This is a genomic window from Streptomyces sp. NPDC026062, from assembly GCF_055568375.1.
On record NZ_JBVHOQ010000069.1, the window covers coordinates 1 to 17,669 of the forward strand.

General features: G+C 67.8%; 28 protein-coding genes. 26 read left to right on the top strand and 2 right to left on the bottom strand.

What is annotated here, in order from left to right:
• The 3 genes from ACZ4LX_RS36025 to ACZ4LX_RS36035 form a co-directional block, all read left to right on the top strand.
• The coding region (locus ACZ4LX_RS36025; protein WP_467651270.1) for a DUF5753 domain-containing protein at nucleotides 1-660 on the top strand (660 nt) is incomplete at its 5' end.
• Complete coding sequence (locus ACZ4LX_RS36030) at nucleotides 657-866, top strand: DUF397 domain-containing protein (protein ID WP_467651269.1); 210 nt, start codon at nucleotides 657-659, stop codon at nucleotides 864-866. The genes ACZ4LX_RS36025 and ACZ4LX_RS36030, both read left to right, overlap by 4 nt.
• A 71-nt stretch (nucleotides 867-937) precedes the next feature.
• The gene (locus ACZ4LX_RS36035) at nucleotides 938-1,150 is read left to right on the top strand and encodes a DUF397 domain-containing protein (RefSeq protein ID WP_467651271.1); all 213 of its coding nucleotides are present in this window, start codon (nucleotides 938-940) and stop codon (nucleotides 1,148-1,150) included.
• A 5-nt stretch (nucleotides 1,151-1,155) separates the two neighbouring features.
• Here ACZ4LX_RS36035 and ACZ4LX_RS36040 read toward each other — a convergent pair whose 3' ends face one another.
• Both ACZ4LX_RS36040 and ACZ4LX_RS36045 read right to left on the bottom strand, forming a co-directional pair.
• Nucleotides 1,156-3,417 carry a poly(A) polymerase gene (locus tag ACZ4LX_RS36040; protein ID WP_467651268.1) on the bottom strand — a complete coding sequence of 754 codons (2,262 nt, stop codon included), beginning with the start codon at nucleotides 3,415-3,417 and terminating at the stop codon, nucleotides 1,156-1,158.
• A complete protein-coding gene (locus ACZ4LX_RS36045; RefSeq protein WP_467651267.1) occupies nucleotides 3,417-5,126 on the bottom strand; it encodes an RNA ligase family protein in 1,710 nt (569 codons plus the stop codon). The genes ACZ4LX_RS36040 and ACZ4LX_RS36045 overlap by 1 nt, the downstream gene beginning before the upstream one ends.
• A gap of 517 nt (nucleotides 5,127-5,643) precedes the next feature.
• On the opposite strand from ACZ4LX_RS36045, the gene rpsJ reads away from it, so the two are divergent.
• The 23 genes from rpsJ to ACZ4LX_RS36160 all read left to right on the top strand — a co-directional run bounded on the left by rpsJ (nucleotide 5,644) and on the right by ACZ4LX_RS36160 (nucleotide 17,526).
• Nucleotides 5,644-5,952 carry a 30S ribosomal protein S10 gene (rpsJ, locus tag ACZ4LX_RS36050; protein WP_003948644.1) on the top strand — a complete coding sequence of 103 codons (309 nt, stop codon included), beginning with the start codon at nucleotides 5,644-5,646 and terminating at the stop codon, nucleotides 5,950-5,952.
• A gap of 14 nt (nucleotides 5,953-5,966) precedes the next feature.
• The gene (rplC, locus tag ACZ4LX_RS36055; protein ID WP_147970455.1) at nucleotides 5,967-6,611 is read left to right on the top strand and encodes a 50S ribosomal protein L3; all 645 of its coding nucleotides are present in this window, start codon (nucleotides 5,967-5,969) and stop codon (nucleotides 6,609-6,611) included.
• 4 nt (nucleotides 6,612-6,615) lie between these two features.
• Nucleotides 6,616-7,266 carry a 50S ribosomal protein L4 gene (gene rplD, locus ACZ4LX_RS36060; RefSeq protein WP_018550621.1) on the top strand — a complete coding sequence of 217 codons (651 nt, stop codon included), beginning with the start codon at nucleotides 6,616-6,618 and terminating at the stop codon, nucleotides 7,264-7,266.
• A complete protein-coding gene (gene rplW / locus ACZ4LX_RS36065; protein ID WP_014154589.1) occupies nucleotides 7,266-7,589 on the top strand; it encodes a 50S ribosomal protein L23 in 324 nt (107 codons plus the stop codon). The genes rplD and rplW overlap by 1 nt, the downstream gene beginning before the upstream one ends.
• Nucleotides 7,590-7,628: 39 nt before the next feature.
• Nucleotides 7,629-8,465: a 50S ribosomal protein L2 gene (gene rplB / locus ACZ4LX_RS36070; RefSeq protein WP_467651266.1), complete on the top strand. Its 837-nt coding sequence runs from the start codon at nucleotides 7,629-7,631 to the stop codon at nucleotides 8,463-8,465.
• A 12-nt stretch (nucleotides 8,466-8,477) separates the two neighbouring features.
• Nucleotides 8,478-8,759 carry a 30S ribosomal protein S19 gene (gene rpsS, locus ACZ4LX_RS36075; protein WP_015610726.1) on the top strand — a complete coding sequence of 94 codons (282 nt, stop codon included), beginning with the start codon at nucleotides 8,478-8,480 and terminating at the stop codon, nucleotides 8,757-8,759.
• 42 nt (nucleotides 8,760-8,801) lie between these two features.
• Nucleotides 8,802-9,149, top strand: coding sequence for a 50S ribosomal protein L22 (rplV, locus tag ACZ4LX_RS36080; RefSeq protein WP_026290933.1), 348 nt, complete (start codon nucleotides 8,802-8,804; stop codon nucleotides 9,147-9,149).
• On the top strand, nucleotides 9,149-9,985 hold the full coding sequence (gene rpsC / locus ACZ4LX_RS36085) for a 30S ribosomal protein S3 (protein ID WP_219569010.1): 837 nt from the start codon (nucleotides 9,149-9,151) through the stop codon (nucleotides 9,983-9,985). Before rplV ends, rpsC begins: the two co-directional genes overlap by 1 nt.
• Nucleotides 9,986-9,990: 5 nt before the next feature.
• Nucleotides 9,991-10,410: a 50S ribosomal protein L16 gene (gene rplP, locus ACZ4LX_RS36090; protein ID WP_003966953.1), complete on the top strand. Its 420-nt coding sequence runs from the start codon at nucleotides 9,991-9,993 to the stop codon at nucleotides 10,408-10,410.
• Nucleotides 10,410-10,634, top strand: a complete 225-nt coding sequence (gene rpmC / locus ACZ4LX_RS36095; RefSeq protein ID WP_024494976.1) for a 50S ribosomal protein L29 — start codon at nucleotides 10,410-10,412, stop codon at nucleotides 10,632-10,634. The genes rplP and rpmC overlap by 1 nt, the downstream gene beginning before the upstream one ends.
• The gene (rpsQ, locus tag ACZ4LX_RS36100; protein WP_073786784.1) at nucleotides 10,634-10,918 is read left to right on the top strand and encodes a 30S ribosomal protein S17; all 285 of its coding nucleotides are present in this window, start codon (nucleotides 10,634-10,636) and stop codon (nucleotides 10,916-10,918) included. Before rpmC ends, rpsQ begins: the two co-directional genes overlap by 1 nt.
• A gap of 106 nt (nucleotides 10,919-11,024) precedes the next feature.
• Entirely contained in the window at nucleotides 11,025-11,393 is a 369-nt protein-coding gene (gene rplN / locus ACZ4LX_RS36105) for a 50S ribosomal protein L14 (protein WP_003966950.1), read from the top strand.
• 2 nt (nucleotides 11,394-11,395) lie between these two features.
• The gene (gene rplX / locus ACZ4LX_RS36110; RefSeq protein WP_018550616.1) at nucleotides 11,396-11,719 is read left to right on the top strand and encodes a 50S ribosomal protein L24; all 324 of its coding nucleotides are present in this window, start codon (nucleotides 11,396-11,398) and stop codon (nucleotides 11,717-11,719) included.
• A complete protein-coding gene (rplE, locus tag ACZ4LX_RS36115; protein ID WP_018550615.1) occupies nucleotides 11,719-12,276 on the top strand; it encodes a 50S ribosomal protein L5 in 558 nt (185 codons plus the stop codon). Before rplX ends, rplE begins: the two co-directional genes overlap by 1 nt.
• Nucleotides 12,277-12,278: 2 nt before the next feature.
• Nucleotides 12,279-12,464: a type Z 30S ribosomal protein S14 gene (locus ACZ4LX_RS36120; protein WP_003948630.1), complete on the top strand. Its 186-nt coding sequence runs from the start codon at nucleotides 12,279-12,281 to the stop codon at nucleotides 12,462-12,464.
• Nucleotides 12,465-12,688: 224 nt separating this feature from the next.
• A complete protein-coding gene (gene rpsH / locus ACZ4LX_RS36125; RefSeq protein ID WP_018519291.1) occupies nucleotides 12,689-13,087 on the top strand; it encodes a 30S ribosomal protein S8 in 399 nt (132 codons plus the stop codon).
• 21 nt (nucleotides 13,088-13,108) lie between these two features.
• Nucleotides 13,109-13,648: a 50S ribosomal protein L6 gene (gene rplF, locus ACZ4LX_RS36130; RefSeq protein WP_376343654.1), complete on the top strand. Its 540-nt coding sequence runs from the start codon at nucleotides 13,109-13,111 to the stop codon at nucleotides 13,646-13,648.
• A 2-nt stretch (nucleotides 13,649-13,650) separates the two neighbouring features.
• Nucleotides 13,651-14,034, top strand: a complete 384-nt coding sequence (rplR, locus tag ACZ4LX_RS36135; RefSeq protein ID WP_018550612.1) for a 50S ribosomal protein L18 — start codon at nucleotides 13,651-13,653, stop codon at nucleotides 14,032-14,034.
• A gap of 47 nt (nucleotides 14,035-14,081) precedes the next feature.
• Complete coding sequence (rpsE, locus tag ACZ4LX_RS36140; protein WP_018101216.1) at nucleotides 14,082-14,687, top strand: 30S ribosomal protein S5; 606 nt, start codon at nucleotides 14,082-14,084, stop codon at nucleotides 14,685-14,687.
• A complete protein-coding gene (gene rpmD, locus ACZ4LX_RS36145; protein WP_003966943.1) occupies nucleotides 14,687-14,869 on the top strand; it encodes a 50S ribosomal protein L30 in 183 nt (60 codons plus the stop codon). Before rpsE ends, rpmD begins: the two co-directional genes overlap by 1 nt.
• Nucleotide 14,870: 1 nt before the next feature.
• Entirely contained in the window at nucleotides 14,871-15,326 is a 456-nt protein-coding gene (gene rplO / locus ACZ4LX_RS36150; protein ID WP_018550610.1) for a 50S ribosomal protein L15, read from the top strand.
• Nucleotides 15,327-15,550: 224 nt separating this feature from the next.
• Nucleotides 15,551-16,870 (top strand): preprotein translocase subunit SecY, encoded by a 1,320-nt coding sequence (secY, locus tag ACZ4LX_RS36155; protein WP_467651265.1) that lies wholly within the window; start codon nucleotides 15,551-15,553, stop codon nucleotides 16,868-16,870.
• Nucleotides 16,870-17,526 carry an adenylate kinase gene (locus ACZ4LX_RS36160; protein ID WP_467651264.1) on the top strand — a complete coding sequence of 219 codons (657 nt, stop codon included), beginning with the start codon at nucleotides 16,870-16,872 and terminating at the stop codon, nucleotides 17,524-17,526. Before secY ends, ACZ4LX_RS36160 begins: the two co-directional genes overlap by 1 nt.
• Nucleotides 17,527-17,669: the final 143 nt, after the last annotated feature.

Genomic DNA, 17,669 nt, shown 5'->3' on the forward strand with positions numbered 1-17,669 from the left:
ATCCCCCGGCCGGAGTTCCTGGACAAGTCCGACGACGTGCTGGGCGCGGGCGGCAAGATCGCTGCGATGAAGCGGGATGTGGCGGCGGTCCGGTATCCGAAGAAGATCCGGGAGCTCGCGAAGATGGAGGCACAGGCGGTCGAACTTTCGGCGTACGGGACCCACAACCTCCATGGCCTGTTGCAGACGGAGGAGTACGCGCGTTCCCTGTTCGGTATGCGTCGCCCCGCCTTCTCGCTGGATGAGGTGGAAAGGCTGGTAGCTGCTCGTGTGGCCCGGCAGGCCATCTTTGAGCGCTCGCCCGGGCCAGAGCTCAGCTTCGTCCAGGAGGAGGTGACGCTGCGGCGTCACCTCGGGGGCAGAATGGTGTTGCGTCGACAGCTTGAACACCTTCTGGAAATCGGGCAGTTGCGCAATGTCGAGATTCAAGTGATGCCGACTGGCCGCGACGATCACGCCGGAATGGGCGGGGAGATGCAGGTGTTGAAGTTCGCAGACGGTTCGGCGGTGGGACGCTCCGAGGGCGACTTCGGTAGCCGTCCGGTCTCAGACCCAAAGCATCTCCGGATCATTGAACTGCGGTGTGGCATCATCCGGGCTCAGGCTCTCACGCCGCGGGAGTCGCTGGCCTTCATCGAGCACGTGCTGGGAGAGACATGATCAGCGAAACCTCTGCCGGAGACGCTTCCAGGCTGGAGTGGCGCAAGAGCAGCTACAGCGATAGCAGCAACAGCAACGAATGCGTCGAGGTCGCCACAGCCTTCGGCGCGATGCACGTCCGCGACTCGAAGAATCTGTTCGGGCCGCAGCTCACCTTCGGCGAGGATGCCTGGGTGGGCTTCGTGGCCCACAGCTTCGCCGACTGATCGCACCTTTGGGCCGAGGCCGCATGCCTCGGGAGTCGTCGCTGGCTTTCATCGAGCAACTGCTGGGAGAGATGATTCGCGAGACCTCTGCCGGGGACGCTTCCGAGCTGGAGTGGTTCAAGAGCAGTTACAGCAGCAGCAGTGAAGGGGACTCCTGCGTCGAGGTCGCTACACTCCCCGGCGCAACGCACGTCCGCGACTCGAAGAACCTGCCCGGCCCACAGCTCACCTTCGGCGACGACGCGTGGGCGGGCTTCGTCCCGTACGCCGCCCGGCGGCACTGACCCCCCTATATACGCACCGGCGCCAGCGACGCGTCCCCGATCCCCCGCAGTACCTCCGCCCCGATCTCCGCCAGCCGGGCGGCGTCCGGCGGTGTCGCGCCGAGCCCGATCGCGTACCCCGTGCGACCGCCGACGCTCAGCGGGCGCGGCCAGATGCGGCAGTCGGCGGCGCCCGCCTCGGCGAGCGCGGCGGACAGGGCGAGGAGCCTGCCGCGCAGCCGTCCCTCGTCGGGGCCGCCCGGGGGTACGGAGGCCAGCGCCCAGGACGGGTGCAGGCCGGCGAGGCGCGGCGGCGCGCACAGCAGCGGACGCGGGTCTGTGCCGTCCTCCGAGGCCTCCAGGATTTCCCAGGCGCGGTACAGCTCGGCCGTGAGGAGATCGCGGCCGGCGACGGAGACCTGAGTGGTACAGGAACGCACGGGGGCGGTCGGGGTCAGCACGGTGACGGGGGACGCGGTCGCCGCCGCCCGGCCCGCCGCCTCGTCCCCGTCCCGCGCCGCCCGGCCGACTGCCTCGTCCCCGTCCCGCGCCGCCCCGCCCACCGTCGCGTCCCAGTCCCACATCGCCCACGTCGCGAAGAACTGCCGGAGCAGCGCGCGCGGCGGCAGGGCGCCCGACTCATGCGCGGTACGGGCCGCGAGCACGGCCCAGGCCAGGCCCGGCAGCCCGCCGCAGGGCGCGGAGTCCAGGCCCCTCGCGCCCGCCCACGCCTTGACGTCCCGGGCGAGAGCGACGAACGCCTCCCGGTACGGTTCCGCCGCCACGAGCACCGCATCGGCGTCGCTCACCGCGCTCAGCGCGACCGCCGCCGCATCGCCCAGCTCGGAGCGGCGGGCGACCGCCTCGGCCGGGGTGAGGGCCCCGGTCGCCACGGTGACCAGGTCCACCCGGAGGCCGTCGAGGTGCCAGCGCAGGCCGGGCACCCGGGCGCCGGACACCTCGCGCAGGCCCTGAGCCTCCGGGAAGGCGGCGGTCAGCCGCGCGCGCACCCCCGCCGGATCCGGGGCGCCGGGCAGCGCCGCGATCAGGTCCAGGTCCGCCCCGGCCGACGCGCAGCCCATGCGCCGGGAGCCGACGACGTGGACGCGGGCGCCGGGGAGGGCGGCGGCGACCCGGTCCGTCACGTCTTCGACCGACCGGTCCGTCACGTCTTCGACCGCTGTGGGCAGTGGCGGGCCCAGCTCCACCCGTACCCCGTAGTGATCGGAGACGTACAGCCCCTCGGGGTCGGGCACCTCGCCGGTCAGGGCCGCCGACCGGGCGCGCAGCCGTTCCGTACGCAGCAGGACCCTGTCCAGCCGGGAGACGCGGCCGGAGAGGGAGGAGACGGCGGCGAGGGGGTTCACCGACGGGTCGAAGGTGGGAGTGGTGTCGGCCGGGCCGTGTACCTCGGTCCACGCGTCCGTCATCGCCAGCCGGGTCTGCGGGTGGTCGCCGCCGTCGTTGAAGTCGCCGACGAGGAGGAGCTCGCCCTCGATACCGGCCAACCCCGTTGCCAGGCCGGCCAGTTCGGTGGCGCGGCGGGTGGCGCCCTCGGGGGAGTGGTCGCTGCTGAGGTGGGTCACGGCCACCGTGACCGGTCCCTCGGCCGTCTCGACGACCGCTGCGGCGACGGCCTTGTGCGGACCCAGCACATGAAGAGCCGCCTCGCTCACGGGCAGCCGGCTGAGCAGCAGCAGACCGCAGTCCGGTACGTCATGGCCGGCCGGGTCGGAGGCAAGGACGTACCCGTCCCGTATCCAGTCGCAGCCCAGCAGCAGCTCCAGCAGCGCGGGCTCCGCCTCCTGGAGCGCGATGACGTCCGCGTCCGCCGCGCGCAACGCGTCGAGCAGGAGCGGGCGGCGCCGGGCGGTGTCGATGCGGTCGCTGTCGTAGCGGTCCCAGAGGGTGTTCCAGGTGAGGACGGTCAGGGAGGCGGACGGGCCGGGGGGTCCTGCGGAGGCCGGTTCCCAGGTGCCCGTAGAAGGGGAGAAGGCGTGCGGGACACGGGAGACGAAGGCGGGAGACGGCAGTTGCCGCGCGGTGTGCACCCGTCCCGCGTCCGTCGCGTCGATCCGGTCCGTGCCCGAGGACCGGTCCCACACCACCTCGCCGTCCGCCTCGAAGAACAGCACCCGGTGCCAGGGGATGTCGCCGCCCGGCGTGAACCGCTCCAGCGGCACCCGCTTGGGGTCCCGGCCGCGCTGCGCGACCCCGAGCACGAAGCGCGCCGGGTCGAACCGGGCGTCCCAGCGGACCCGGTGGTAGATCTCCTCGCTCGTACGCATCAGGTCTCGTCCTCCACGGTTCCACTGGTGCCGATGTACCAGGTGCGGTGGGCCTGGCCGGGATACGGGGGGTCGAAGCGGCGCAGCTGGGAGGCCAGGACCTCCGGGGGCACCGGGTGGCTGCGCAGGGCGTTGCGCGCGGTGAGTTCGTCCGCGCCGACCCAGGCCACGGCGTGGGTGACCAGGGCGTCCCTGCGACGGGCGATCGTGTGGACCAGGCCGCGCTGGTGCGGGTTGAGCGAGGTGGCGTCCCAGACCACGGTGGCGCCCGGGACCAGGGCGGCGTCCAGACGCCGCAGCCCCTCGCGCAGGACGTCCGCGTTCGCGCTCTGGTCCGCGCGGGACGTGCGGGACTCGCGCAGGTCGTCGAGGGAGAGGTACGTGGCGGTGGCCGGCAGCCCGCGGCCGAAGGTGCTCTTGCCGCTCCCGGAGGGGCCGGAGAGATGGACCAGGCGCGGGAAGTCACCGGCCCGCCACCGCCAGGTCGCGGCGACCGCCTCCTCCGCGGTGGTGAGGCGGCCCAGCGCGTACGCCTCGCGGGCCTGCGCCAGGCAGCGGGCGGCGGTGTCCGGCTCCAGACCGGTGAAGGCCTCGGACAGACCGGAGGGTTCCGTCACGTCCGCCGCGTGCAGGGCCGACCACTCCGCCTGCTCCCGGGCCTCGGGCGTCCCGGCCAGCACGCCGGCCAGCGCGTGCAGGACCGTGAGGTCGGCGGCGAGGGACATCCTGGCCAGGCCGCCCCGGCGCTCCTCGTCCGGGTACGGGCGGTGCAGTGCGGGGTACAGGCCGGCCAGGTCCGCGGTCCGCCGGGCGACCGGCATCCCGAGCGGCCCGGCGAGCGCCGGTGCGAGGGCGGCCCGGCGGGTGCGGTGCAGCAGGGCGGCGAGGACCCCGGCCAGCCGGTCGTCGCCGGTGCTGCCCAGCGCGTCCAGGGCATCGGCCGTCGCGAGAGCCGCCGCCGCGTCGCCCGGACCGGTGGCTGCGGCGGGGGCCGTGGCCGCGTCGCCCGGCCCGGCGCCCACCGCGACCGCCAGTGCCGACGGGTCCACCGGGGCGCCCGAACGCACGGCCCACAGGGCGGCGGCCGGGCCGAGCCCGTTCTCCACCACCGCCGCGTGCATCCAGTGCGTGTCCGTGTTCACGTGGCCCGGCCGCACCCACTTCGCGACGCGGCGCCTGAACGCCGCGGCGGGGAAGCCCTCGGCAGGACGGACGACGTAGCCCTCCTGGCGTACCGTGTCCGGCCTCAGCGCGCGCAACGCCTTCTCGGCCCGCGCGTCGAACACGCCGCGCCACAGCACGGGCGGTGTCGGGATCCCCAGGTCACGCAGGAAGCCGACGCTCCGGTCCCAGTCCAGGCAGACGTCACCGTCCCAGACGGAGAAACCGTAGAAGTGGCTCGACAGACCGTCGTACGGGATCGAGTGGCGGGCGAACATGTTCTCGCCGCAGATCCGCCACCCTGCCGGGATGCGGGAGCCGATCCGTCCGTGGAGGGCCTTGACCCAGCCTCGGGAGGGGTGGTGCGCGGAGTCGAGGGAGCGGGCGTGCAGCCCGTCCGCGTACAGCGTGGTGTTCTCGCCGTCGAGCTTCTCGGTGACGACCACCTCCGAGCCGGTCAGCCCGGCGAGGTCGGCGAGGCGCACGTCGTCCGAGGTGGCCCCGGGCGACCAGGGCAGATGCGGAGTCCGTGGATAGTGCGTACGCATGTTCCGTGCCCCCGTGAGTCCCCCGTGAGTCGCCGTCCCGGCCGGTCACACTAGGGGCGGGGGAGTGCGGCGCTCGACCGAATATCGCGGCAGGGAGCACGGGCCGGCCCACACGATTCGTGCCCGCGTTTGACCACGGCAGCGCGGGGGGTAGTATTTCCGGCCCGATTGGCCAGGCTCGTGCCCCGTATGGCACACTGACCAGGTTGCTCGGTTGAGTGTCAATGCTGCGCGCCTCCCGCCGGGAGGACCGGAAGCGAGTCCCACAGTACTCGTCGGCCCTGTAAGGGCCGGACGTACGGGAATCTTTCGGGAAGCGTATGTGTGGCACCGGCCAGGCGCCCGGTGGGGTTTCACCCCCGGCATCGCGGTCTCAGGCCCGCACCCCCTTGGTTGGGAAATCCTTCGGGACTTCTGCGTAGAGGGGATGCGACACGCCCGACCGCGTGGGTCGGAGGCGGAGTTACGAGAACCCCGGGTTCCAGAGCGTTAACGAGAGACAGGACTACTAGTAGCCATGGCGGGACAGAAGATCCGCATCCGGCTCAAGGCCTACGACCACGAGGTCATCGACTCCTCGGCGAAGAAGATCGTCGAGACGGTGACCCGCACTGGTGCGTCGGTCGCGGGCCCGGTGCCGCTGCCCACTGAGAAGAACGTGTACTGCGTCATCAAGTCGCCGCACAAGTACAAGGACTCTCGCGAGCACTTCGAGATGCGCACGCACAAGCGCCTCATCGACATTCTCGACCCCACGCCGAAGACGGTTGACTCGCTGATGCGCCTCGACCTTCCGGCTGGCGTCGACATCGAGATCAAGCTCTGAGGGGACGGGCCGAGATGAGCAAGAACATCAAGGGCGTCCTGGGCGAGAAGCTCGGTATGACCCAGGTCTGGGACGAGAACAACCGGGTTGTCCCGGTGACCGTCGTCAAGGCCGGTCCGTGCGTCGTGACGCAGGTTCGTACGAACGACAGCGACGGCTACGAGTCGGTCCAGATCGCCTTCGGCGAGATCGACCCGCGCAAGGTGAACAAGCCCCTCAAGGGTCACTTCGCCAAGGCCGACGTGACTCCGCGCCGCCACCTGGTGGAGCTCCGCACCCCTGACGCCGGCGAGTACACGCTGGGCCAGGAGATCACCGCCCAGGTGTTCGAGTCCGGCGTCAAGGTCGACGTCACGGGCAAGAGCAAGGGCAAGGGCTTCGCCGGTGTCATGAAGCGTCACAACTTCAAGGGCCTCGGCGCCGGCCACGGCGTCCAGCGCAAGCACCGTTCCCCCGGTTCGATCGGTGGCTGTGCCACCCCTGGGCGTGTCTTCAAGGGCATGCGCATGGCCGGTCGGATGGGTAACGAGCGCGTCACCACCCAGAACCTGACCATCCACGCGGTTGACGCGGAGAAGGGTCTGCTCCTCATCAAGGGCGCGGTCCCCGGTCCGAACGGCGGCCTCGTCCTGGTCCGTACCGCGGCCAAGGGGGCTTGAGGTAATGAGCACCATTGACATCCTTTCGCCGGCAGGCGACAAGGCCGGTACCGTCGAGCTCCCCGCGGAGATCTTCGACGCGAAGACCAGCGTTCCGCTGATCCACCAGGTCGTTGTCGCGCAGCTGGCAGCTGCCCGTCAGGGCACGCACAAGACCAAGACCCGCGGCGAGGTCCGTGGTGGTGGGCGCAAGCCCTACCGCCAGAAGGGCACCGGCCGCGCGCGTCAGGGTTCGACCCGCGCGCCGCAGTTCGTCGGCGGTGGCGTCGTCCACGGCCCGCAGCCGCGTGACTACTCGCAGCGCACCCCGAAGAAGATGAAGGCCGCCGCCCTGCGTGGTGCCCTCTCCGACCGGGCGCGTCACTCCCGCATCCACGTCGTCACCGGCGTGGTCGAGGGTGGAGTCTCCACGAAGGCCGCCAAGTCGCTGTTCGGCAAGATCTCGGAGCGCAAGAACGTGCTCCTGGTCGTCGACCGCAACGACGAGGCCGCGTGGCTCTCCGCGCGCAACCTGCCCCAGGTGCACATCCTGGAGCCGGGCCAGCTGAACACGTACGACGTGATCGTCTCTGACGACGTGGTCTTCACCCAGGCCGCTTTCGAGTCCTTCGTGTCTGGCCCCCAGACCGCTGAGACCGAAGGGAGCGACGCCTGATGAGTGAGGCGACCGTTACCAGCAAGACCTACTCCGACCCGCGTGACGTTCTCGTCAAGCCGGTTGTTTCGGAGAAGAGCTACGCGCTGCTCGACGAGAACAAGTACACGTTCATCGTCGCGCCCGGCTCCAACAAGACCCAGATCAAGCAGGCCGTGGAAGCGGTCTTCTCGGTCAAGGTCACCGGGGTCAACACGATCAACCGTCAGGGTAAGCGCAAGCGCACCAAGACCGGTTTCGGCAAGCGCGCTGACACCAAGCGCGCCATCGTGACCCTCGCTGAGGGCGACCGTATCGACATCTTCGGCGGCCCGACCTCCTAGCGGAGGTCGAGTCGTCCGGAATCGGACGAGGACTGAGAAATGGGTATCCGCAAGTACAAGCCGACGACCCCGGGCCGTCGTGGCTCCAGCGTCGCCGACTTTGTCGAGATCACGCGGTCCACGCCGGAGAAGTCGCTGGTCCGCCCCCTGCACAGCAAGGGCGGCCGTAACAACACCGGTCGTGTGACCGTTCGCCACCAGGGTGGTGGCCACAAGCGCGCCTACCGCGTGATCGACTTCCGTCGTCACGACAAGGACGGCGTGCCGGCCAAGGTCGCGCACATCGAGTACGACCCGAACCGCACCGCGCGCATCGCGCTCCTGCACTACGCGGACGGCGAGAAGCGCTACATCATCGCGCCGCGTGGCCTGGCTCAGGGCGACCGTGTCGAGAACGGCCCGGCCGCCGACATCAAGCCCGGCAACAACCTGGCGCTGCGCAACATCCCGGTCGGTACGACCATCCACGCCATCGAGCTGCGGCCCGGCGGCGGCGCGAAGTTCGCCCGTTCCGCGGGTGCCTCCGTGCAGCTGCTGGCGAAGGAGGGCACCATGGCCCACCTTCGTATGCCGTCGGGTGAGATCCGCCTGGTCGACGCCCGCTGCCGCGCCACGATCGGCGAGGTCGGCAACGCCGAGCAGTCGAACATCAACTGGGGCAAGGCCGGCCGCATGCGCTGGAAGGGCGTTCGCCCCTCCGTCCGCGGTGTCGCGATGAACCCGGTTGACCACCCGCACGGTGGTGGTGAAGGCAAGACCTCCGGTGGACGTCACCCGGTCTCGCCGTGGGGTCAGAAGGAGGGTCGTACTCGTTCGCCGAAGAAGGCATCGAACAAGTACATCGTCCGCCGCCGCAAGACGAACAAGAAGCGCTAGGAGCGGGTTTAGATGCCGCGCAGTCTCAAGAAGGGGCCCTTCGTCGACGGCCACCTCGTCAAGAAGGTGGATGTCCAGAACGAAGCTGGCACCAAGAACGTCATCAAGACCTGGTCCCGTCGCTCGATGATCATCCCGGCCATGCTGGGTCACACCATCGCGGTGCACAACGGCAAGATCCACGTCCCGGTGTTCGTCACCGAGTCGATGGTCGGCCACAAGCTCGGCGAGTTCTCGCCGACTCGCACCTTCCGCGGCCACGTCAAGGACGACCGGAAGTCGAAGCGCCGCTAGCGCGGGGTGGAAACGACTATGACTCACACCGAAGGGACAACCATGGAAGCCAGGGCCCAGGCGCGGTACATCCGCGTCACGCCCATGAAGGCCCGCCGCGTGGTGGACCTCATCCGTGGCATGGATGCCACGGAGGCTCAGGCGGTCCTGCGTTTCGCCCCGCAGGCCGCGAGCGTGCCGGTTGGCAAGGTGCTTGACAGCGCCATCGCCAACGCTGCACACAACTACGACCACCCTGACGCCTCTTCGCTGGTCATCAGCGAGGCGTACGTGGACGAGGGCCCGACCCTGAAGCGGTTCCGTCCGCGTGCTCAGGGCCGTGCCTACCGGATCCGTAAGCGGACCAGCCACATCACCGTGGTCGTCAGCAGCAAGGAAGGAACCCGGTAATGGGCCAGAAGGTAAACCCGCACGGGTTCCGGCTCGGCATTACCACGGACTTCAAGTCCCGTTGGTACGCCGACAAGCTGTACAAGGACTACGTCAAGGAAGACGTCGCCATTCGTCGCATGATGACGAAGGGCATGGAGCGAGCCGGCATCTCGAAGGTTGAGATCGAGCGCACCCGCGACCGCGTCCGCGTTGACATCCACACCGCCCGCCCGGGCATCGTCATCGGCCGCCGCGGCGCCGAGGCCGACCGCATCCGTGGCGAGCTGGAGAAGCTGACCGGCAAGCAGGTCCAGCTGAACATCCTCGAGGTCAAGAACCCCGAGGTGGACGCTCAGCTGGTGGCCCAGGCCGTCGCCGAGCAGCTCTCCTCCCGCGTCTCCTTCCGTCGTGCCATGCGCAAGAGCATGCAGAGCACGATGAAGGCCGGCGCCAAGGGCATCAAGATCCAGTGCGGTGGCCGCCTCGGCGGCGCCGAGATGTCCCGCTCGGAGTTCTACCGCGAGGGCCGCGTGCCCCTGCACACCCTCCGTGCGAACGTCGACTACGGCTTCTTCGAGGCCAAGACGACCTTCGGCCGCATCGGCGTGAAGGTCTGGATCTACAAGGGCGACGTCAAGAACATCGCCGAGGTCCGCGCCGAGAACGCTGCTGCCCGCGCGGGCAACCGCCCGGCCCGTGGCGGCGCTGACCGTCCGGCCGGCCGCGGTGGCCGCGGTGGCGAGCGTGGCGGTCGCGGCCGCAAGCCGCAGCAGTCGGCTCCGGCCGCCGAGGCCCCCAAGGCCGAGGCGACCGCCGCTGCTCCGGCGGCTGAGAGCACCGGAACGGAGGCCTGACCGAAATGCTGATCCCCCGTAGGGTCAAGCACCGCAAGCAGCACCACCCGAAGCGCAGCGGTATGTCCAAGGGTGGCACGCAGGTTGCGTTCGGCGAGTACGGCATCCAGGCGCTGACCCCGGCGTACGTGACGAACCGTCAGATCGAGTCCGCTCGTATCGCGATGACCCGTCACATCAAGCGTGGCGGCAAGGTCTGGATCAACATCTACCCGGACCGTCCCCTGACGAAGAAGCCTGCCGAGACCCGCATGGGTTCCGGTAAGGGTTCTCCCGAGTGGTGGATCGCGAACGTCAAGCCGGGTCGGGTGATGTTCGAGCTGTCCTACCCGAACGAGAAGATTGCTCGTGAGGCGCTCACCCGCGCTGCTCACAAGCTTCCGATGAAGTGCCGGATTGTTCGGCGCGAGGCAGGTGAGTCGTGATGTCGGCCGGTACCAAGACGTCCGAGCTGCGCGAGCTGGGCAACGAGGAGCTCCTCAACAAGCTCCGCGAGGCCAAGGAAGAGCTGTTCAACCTCCGCTTCCAGGCGGCGACCGGACAGCTCGAGAACCACGGCCGGCTCAAGTCCGTCCGTAAGGACATCGCCCGGATCTACACCCTGATGCGTGAGCGCGAGCTCGGCATCGAGACGGTGGAGAGCGTCTGATGAGCGAGAAGACTGTGACTGAGACGAACACCGACCGCGGTTTCCGCAAGACCCGTGAGGGTCTGGTCGTCAGCGACAAGATGGACAAGACCGTCGTCGTCGCTGTCGAGGACCGCGTCAAGCACGCGCTGTACGGCAAGGTCATCCGCCGTACGAACAAGCTCAAGGCTCACGACGAGCAGAACGCCGCCGGCGTCGGCGACCGCGTCCTCCTGATGGAGACCCGGCCGCTGTCCGCCACGAAGCGGTGGCGCATCGTCGAGATCCTCGAGAAGGCCAAGTAATTCCTGAGGGGCATTCCCCTCAGGCAGGTTCCGCCAGGCTCGGTGGGGTCCGCTCCTTCAACGGAGCGGCCCCCGCCGGGAACCGGCAGACGATCAGGAGATAGACGTGATCCAGCAGGAGTCGCGACTGCGCGTCGCCGACAACACGGGTGCGAAGGAAATTCTCACCATCCGTGTTCTCGGTGGCTCGGGTCGCCGCTACGCGGGCATCGGTGACGTCATCGTCGCCACCGTCAAGGACGCGATCCCCGGTGGCAACGTGAAGAAGGGTGACGTCGTCAAGGCCGTCATCGTTCGCACCGTCAAGGAGCGTCGTCGTCAGGATGGCTCGTACATCCGCTTCGACGAGAACGCCGCCGTCATTCTGAAGAACGACGGCGACCCCCGCGGCACCCGTATCTTCGGCCCGGTGGGCCGTGAGCTGCGCGAGAAGAAGTTCATGAAGATCATCTCGCTCGCGCCGGAGGTGCTGTAAGCATGAAGATCAAGAAGGGCGACCTGGTTCAGGTCATCACCGGTAAGGACAAGGGCAAGCAGGGCAAGGTCATCGTTGCCTACCCTGCTCAGGACCGCGTCCTCGTCGAGGGTGTCAACCGGGTCAAGAAGCACACGAAGGCCGGTCAGACCGCTCGCGGTTCGCAGACCGGTGGCATTGTGACGACCGAGGCCCCCGTCCACGTCAGCAACGTGCAGCTGGTTGTTGAGAAGGACGGCAACAAGGTCGTTACTCGCGTCGGCTACCGCTTTGACGACGAGGGCAACAAGATCCGCGTTGCCAAGCGCACCGGTGAGGACATCTGATGACTACCACCACTGCGCCGCGTCTCAAGACGCGCTACCGCGAGGAAATCGCCGGCAAGCTGCGTGAGGAGTTCTCGTACGAGAACGTCATGCAGATCCCCGGTCTGGTCAAGATCGTGGTCAACATGGGTGTGGGCGACGCCGCCCGCGACTCCAAGCTGATCGATGGCGCCGTGCGCGACCTCACCACGATCACCGGTCAGAAGCCGGCCGTCACCAAGGCCCGCAAGTCGATCGCGCAGTTCAAGCTGCGCGAGGGGCAGCCGATCGGCTGCCACGTCACCCTCCGTGGTGACCGCATGTGGGAGTTCCTGGACCGTACGCTGTCGCTCGCGCTTCCGCGTATCCGTGACTTCCGCGGCCTGTCGCCGAAGCAGTTCGACGGCCGTGGCAACTACACCTTCGGTCTCACAGAGCAGGTCATGTTCCACGAGATCGACCAGGACAAGATCGACCGGGTCCGGGGCATGGACATCACCGTGGTCACCACGGCGACCAATGACGACGAGGGTCGTGCCCTCCTTCGTCACCTCGGCTTCCCGTTCAAGGAGAACTGACCGTGGCGAAGAAGGCTCTGATCGCTAAGGCCGCCCGCAAGCCGAAGTTCGGCGTCCGGGGTTACACCCGGTGCCAGCGCTGCGGCCGGCCCCACTCCGTCTACCGCAAGTTCGGCCTGTGCCGCGTGTGCCTTCGTGAGATGGCTCACCGTGGCGAGCTGCCGGGCGTGACCAAGAGCTCCTGGTAATTCTCCTTCGCCCTTTGGGCGTTGGGAATCACCGGAGACTCTCGGTAAGCATCTGGTCGGCAGGAGCCCGCCCTCACATGCCGTAGGCTTGTGGGGTTGGGCGCCTGCCGCCCAAGACCGACTTACTACGCCGTAGGTCCCCGCACCGCACCCGTCCCGCCTCTGAGTGGGGAGAGGGATGGCGCATACAGGAAACCCCGGCGAGAGAGGCCGAAGGCCAACTCATGACCATGACTGATCCCATCGCAGACATGCTCACGCGTCTGCGTAACGCGAACTCGGCGTATCACGACGACGTCACGATGCCGCACAGCAAGATCAAGTCGCACATCGCGGAGATCCTCCAGCAGGAGGGCTTCATCACGGGCTGGAAGGTCGAGGACGCCGAGGTTGGCAAGAACCTCGTCCTCGAGCTGAAGTTCGGCCCGAACCGCGAGCGCTCGATCGCCGGCATCAAGCGAATCTCGAAGCCGGGTCTGCGTGTATACGCAAAGTCCACCAATCTGCCGAAGGTTCTGGGCGGCCTGGGCGTGGCGATCATCTCCACGTCCCACGGTCTCCTGACCGGCCAGCAGGCCAGCAAGAAGGGCGTAGGTGGGGAAGTCCTCGCCTACGTCTGGTAGTCGGGAACGGAGGAATAGCTCATGTCGCGAATCGGCAAGCTCCCCATCCAGGTTCCCGCCGGTGTGGACGTCACCATCGATGGCCGCACGGTCGCGGTGAAGGGGCCCAAGGGCACCCTCTCGCACACCGTCGCGTCGCCGATCGAGGTCACCAAGGGTGAGGACGGCGTCCTGAACGTCGTCCGCCCGAACGACGAGCGTCAGAACAAGGCCCTTCACGGCCTGTCCCGCACGCTGGTGGCGAACATGATCACCGGTGTGACCCAGGGATACATCAAGGCGCTCGAGATCAGTGGTGTCGGTTACCGCGTCCAGGCGAAGGGCTCCAACCTGGAGTTCGCCCTGGGCTACAGCCACCCGATCCTGATCGAGGCCCCGGAGGGCATCACCTTCAAGGTGGAGTCCCCCACGAAGTTCACCGTCGAGGGCATCGACAAGCAGAAGGTCGGCGAGACTGCGGCCAAGATCCGCAAGCTGCGGAAGCCTGACCCGTACAAGGCCAAGGGCGTCAAGTACGCCGGCGAGGTCATCCGCCGCAAGGTCGGAAAGGCTGGTAAGTAGCGATGGCATACGGCGTAAAGATCGCCAAGGGCGACGCGTACAAGCGCGCAGCCCTCAAGCGTCGCCACATTCGCGTCCGCAAGCACATCTCCGGTTCGCCGGAGCGTCCGCGCTTGGTTGTGACGCGTTCCAACCGCCACATGGTGGCTCAGGTCATCGACGACATCGCGGGCCACACGCTCGCGTCGGCGTCGACCCTGGACGTCTCCATCCGTGGTGGCGAGGGCGACAAGAGCAGCCAGGCCAAGCAGGTCGGCGCCCTGGTCGCCGAGCGTGCCAAGGCCGCAGGCGTCGAGGCCGTCGTGTTTGACCGCGGTGGTAACCAGTACGCCGGGCGGATTGCCGCTCTGGCTGACGCCGCCCGTGAAGCCGGGCTGAAGTTCTAAGCCCCGGTTCCTACGCACAGCGGACGTAACAGAGAGAGGTAAATCCAATGGCTGGACCCCAGCGCCGCGGAAGCGGTGCCGGTGGCGGCGAGCGGCGGGACCGGAAGGGCCGTGACGGCGGCGCTGCTGCCGCCGAGAAGACCGCGTACGTCGAGCGCGTCGTCGCGATCAACCGTGTCGCCAAGGTTGTGAAGGGTGGTCGTCGCTTCAGCTTCACCGCGCTGGTCGTGGTGGGCGATGGTGACGGCACCGTCGGTGTCGGTTACGGCAAGGCCAAGGAAGTTCCCGCGGCCATTGCCAAGGGCGTGGAAGAAGCCAAGAAGAACTTCTTCAAGGTTCCGCGTATCCAGGGCACCATCCCTCACCCGATCCAGGGCGAGAAGGCTGCGGGCGTCGTTCTGCTCAAGCCTGCTTCCCCCGGTACCGGTGTGATCGCCGGTGGCCCGGTGCGCGCCGTTCTGGAGTGCGCCGGCGTTCACGACATCCTGTCGAAGTCGCTCGGTTCCTCGAACCCGATCAACATCGTGCACGCGACCGTGGCGGCCCTCCAGGGCCTGCAGCGTCCCGAGGAGATCGCGGCCCGCCGCGGTCTGCCCCTCGAGGACGTCGCCCCCGCGGCTCTGCTTCGTGCGCGTGCGGGAGCGGGTGCGTAATGGCCCGTCTCAAGATCACGCAGACGAAGTCGTACATCGGCAGCAAGCAGAACCACCGCGACACCCTGCGTTCGCTCGGGCTCAAGCGCCTGAACGACTCGGTTGTCAAGGAGGACCGCCCCGAGTTCCGCGGAATGGTTCACACCGTCCGCCACCTCGTGACGGTTGAGGAGGTCGACTGACATGGCGGAGAACAAGCCGCTGAAGGCGCATGACCTCCGGCCTGCCCCGGGTGCCAAGACCGCCAAGACCCGTGTGGGTCGTGGTGAGGCGTCCAAGGGTAAGACCGCTGGTCGTGGTACCAAGGGCACCAAGGCCCGTTACCAGGTTCCGGAGCGCTTCGAGGGTGGCCAGATGCCCCTCCACATGCGTCTCCCGAAGCTCAAGGGCTTCAAGAACCCGTTCCGCACCGAGTACCAGGTCGTGAACCTGGACAAGCTCGCGACGCTCTACCCCGAGGGTGGAGAGGTCACGGTGGCCGACCTGGTCGCCAAGGGCGCTGTGCGCAACAACCACCTCGTCAAGGTCCTCGGACAGGGCGAGATCTCCGTGGCGCTGCAGGTTTCGGTTGACGCCGTCTCCGGCTCCGCCAAGGAGAAGATTGCCGCTGCCGGCGGCACCGTCACCGAGCTCGTCTGAGACAACTCGGACCATTCGGTGGCCTGAACATCCGACCGGGGATGCCTCTCATATGGGGCATCCCCGGTTGGTCGTTCCTAGGGGGGCATGTACGCCGGTAAGGTGGCCTCCGTTGCTGTGATATCCCCCTGGGCGCAAGCGCCCGGGGACCTTTGACTGTTACGTATTCGTCGATCCTCAAGACCGTCACCTCTACGCATTGCGCGGGGGTCGCAGGAGGCACCGTGCTCACCGCGTTCGCCCGGGCGTTCAAGACGCCCGACCTGCGCAAGAAGCTGTTCTTCACGCTCGGCATCATCGTGCTCTACCGACTCGGGGCGCACATCCCTGTACCGGGAGTGAGCTACGAGAACGTCCAGACCTGTGTTGATCAGGCCGGCAAGGGCAACAACAGCCTCTTCGGCCTGGTGAACATGTTCAGCGGTGGTGCACTGCTGCAGATCACGATCTTCGCGCTCGGCATCATGCCGTACATCACGGCCAGCATCATTCTTCAGCTGCTGACCGTGGTGATTCCCCGACTCGAGGCGCTCAAGAAGGAGGGGCAGTCCGGCCAGGCAAAGATCACGCAGTACACGCGTTATCTGACGGTCGCACTCGCCATCCTGCAGGGCACCGGCCTGGTGGCCACCGCCCGCAGCGGTGCGCTCTTCAGCGGCTGCCCGGTCGCCGACCAGATCGTCCCGAACCAGTCGATGTTCACCACGGTCGTCATGGTGATCACGATGACCGCCGGCACCGCCGCCGTCATGTGGCTCGGTGAGCTCATCACCGACCGCGGCATCGGCAACGGCATGTCGATCCTGATGTTCATCTCGATCGCCGCCAGCTTCCCGAGCGCCCTCTGGGCCATCAAGACGAGCGGCAAGCTCGCCGACGGCTGGATCGAGTTCGGCACCGTCATCCTGATCGGCTTCGTGATGGTGGCCCTCGTCGTCTTCGTCGAGCAGGCCCAGCGCCGTATCCCGGTGCAGTACGCGAAGCGCATGATCGGACGCCGCTCGTACGGTGGTACGTCCACGTACATCCCGCTGAAGGTGAACCAGGCGGGTGTGATCCCCGTCATCTTCGCTTCTTCGCTGCTCTACATCCCGGCCCTGATCGTCCAGTTCTCCAACTCCACCGCGGGCTGGGCGACCTGGATCCAGGACCACTTCGTCAAGGGCACCCACCCGTACTACCTGACGACGTACTTCCTGTTGATCGTCTTCTTCGCCTTCTTCTATGTGGCGATTTCGTTCAACCCCGAGGAAGTCGCCGACAACATGAAGAAGTATGGTGGCTTCGTCCCGGGTATCCGGGCTGGTCGACCTACTGCCGAGTACCTGAGCTACGTGCTCAACAGGATCACTTGGCCGGGCTCGCTGTACCTGGGTCTGATCGCTCTTGTGCCGACGATGGCGTTGGCAGGCTTCGGTGGCGCGAACCAGAACTTCCCGTTCGGCGGGACGAGCATCCTGATCATCGTGGGTGTGGGTCTGGAGACCGTGAAGCAGATCGAGAGTCAGCTCCAGCAGCGCAATTACGAAGGGTTCCTCCGCTGATGCGAATCGTCCTCGTCGGCCCGCCGGGTGCCGGCAAGGGAACGCAGGCTGCGTACCTTGCCAAGAACCTGTCGATTCCGCACATCTCCACGGGCGACCTCTTCCGCGCCAACATCAGCCAGGGCACCGACCTTGGCAAGCAGGCCCGCGCCTACATGGACGCGGGACAGCTGGTGCCGGACGAGGTCACGATCGGGATGGCCAAGGACCGCATGTCCCAGCCGGACGCGGTCAACGGCTTCCTGCTCGACGGCTTCCCGCGCAACGTGGGTCAGGCCGAAGCCCTTGATGTGATGCTCAAGGACGAGGGCGTAAAGCTGGACGCGGTCCTCGATCTCGAAGTACCCGAGGACGAGGTCGTGAAGCGGATCGCGGGCCGCCGGATCTGCCGCAACGACAGCGCGCACGTGTTCCACGTGACGTACAACCCGCCGAAGGCCGAGGGTGTCTGCGACACCTGCGGCGGTGAGCTGTACCAGCGCGACGACGACAGCGAAGAGACGGTCCGCACCCGGCTGGAGGTCTACCACACGCAGACCGAGCCGATCATCGACTACTACAGGTCGCAGGACCTGGTGGTCACCATCTCCGCGCTCGGCAAGGTCACGGATGTGACCGAGCGGGCCATGGAGGCTCTGAAGTCCGACAAGGACTGAGAGCACCCCGCAGTTCATACAGTGCAGTCGGGGGGGGGGGGCGGGGGGGGGGGGGGGGGGCGGGTTTTGGCGGGGGGTTTTGTTTGGGGGCGGCCGGGCCCGGCCGGCCGGACGGGCGCGGGGCCGGGTGGGGGGGATGTACG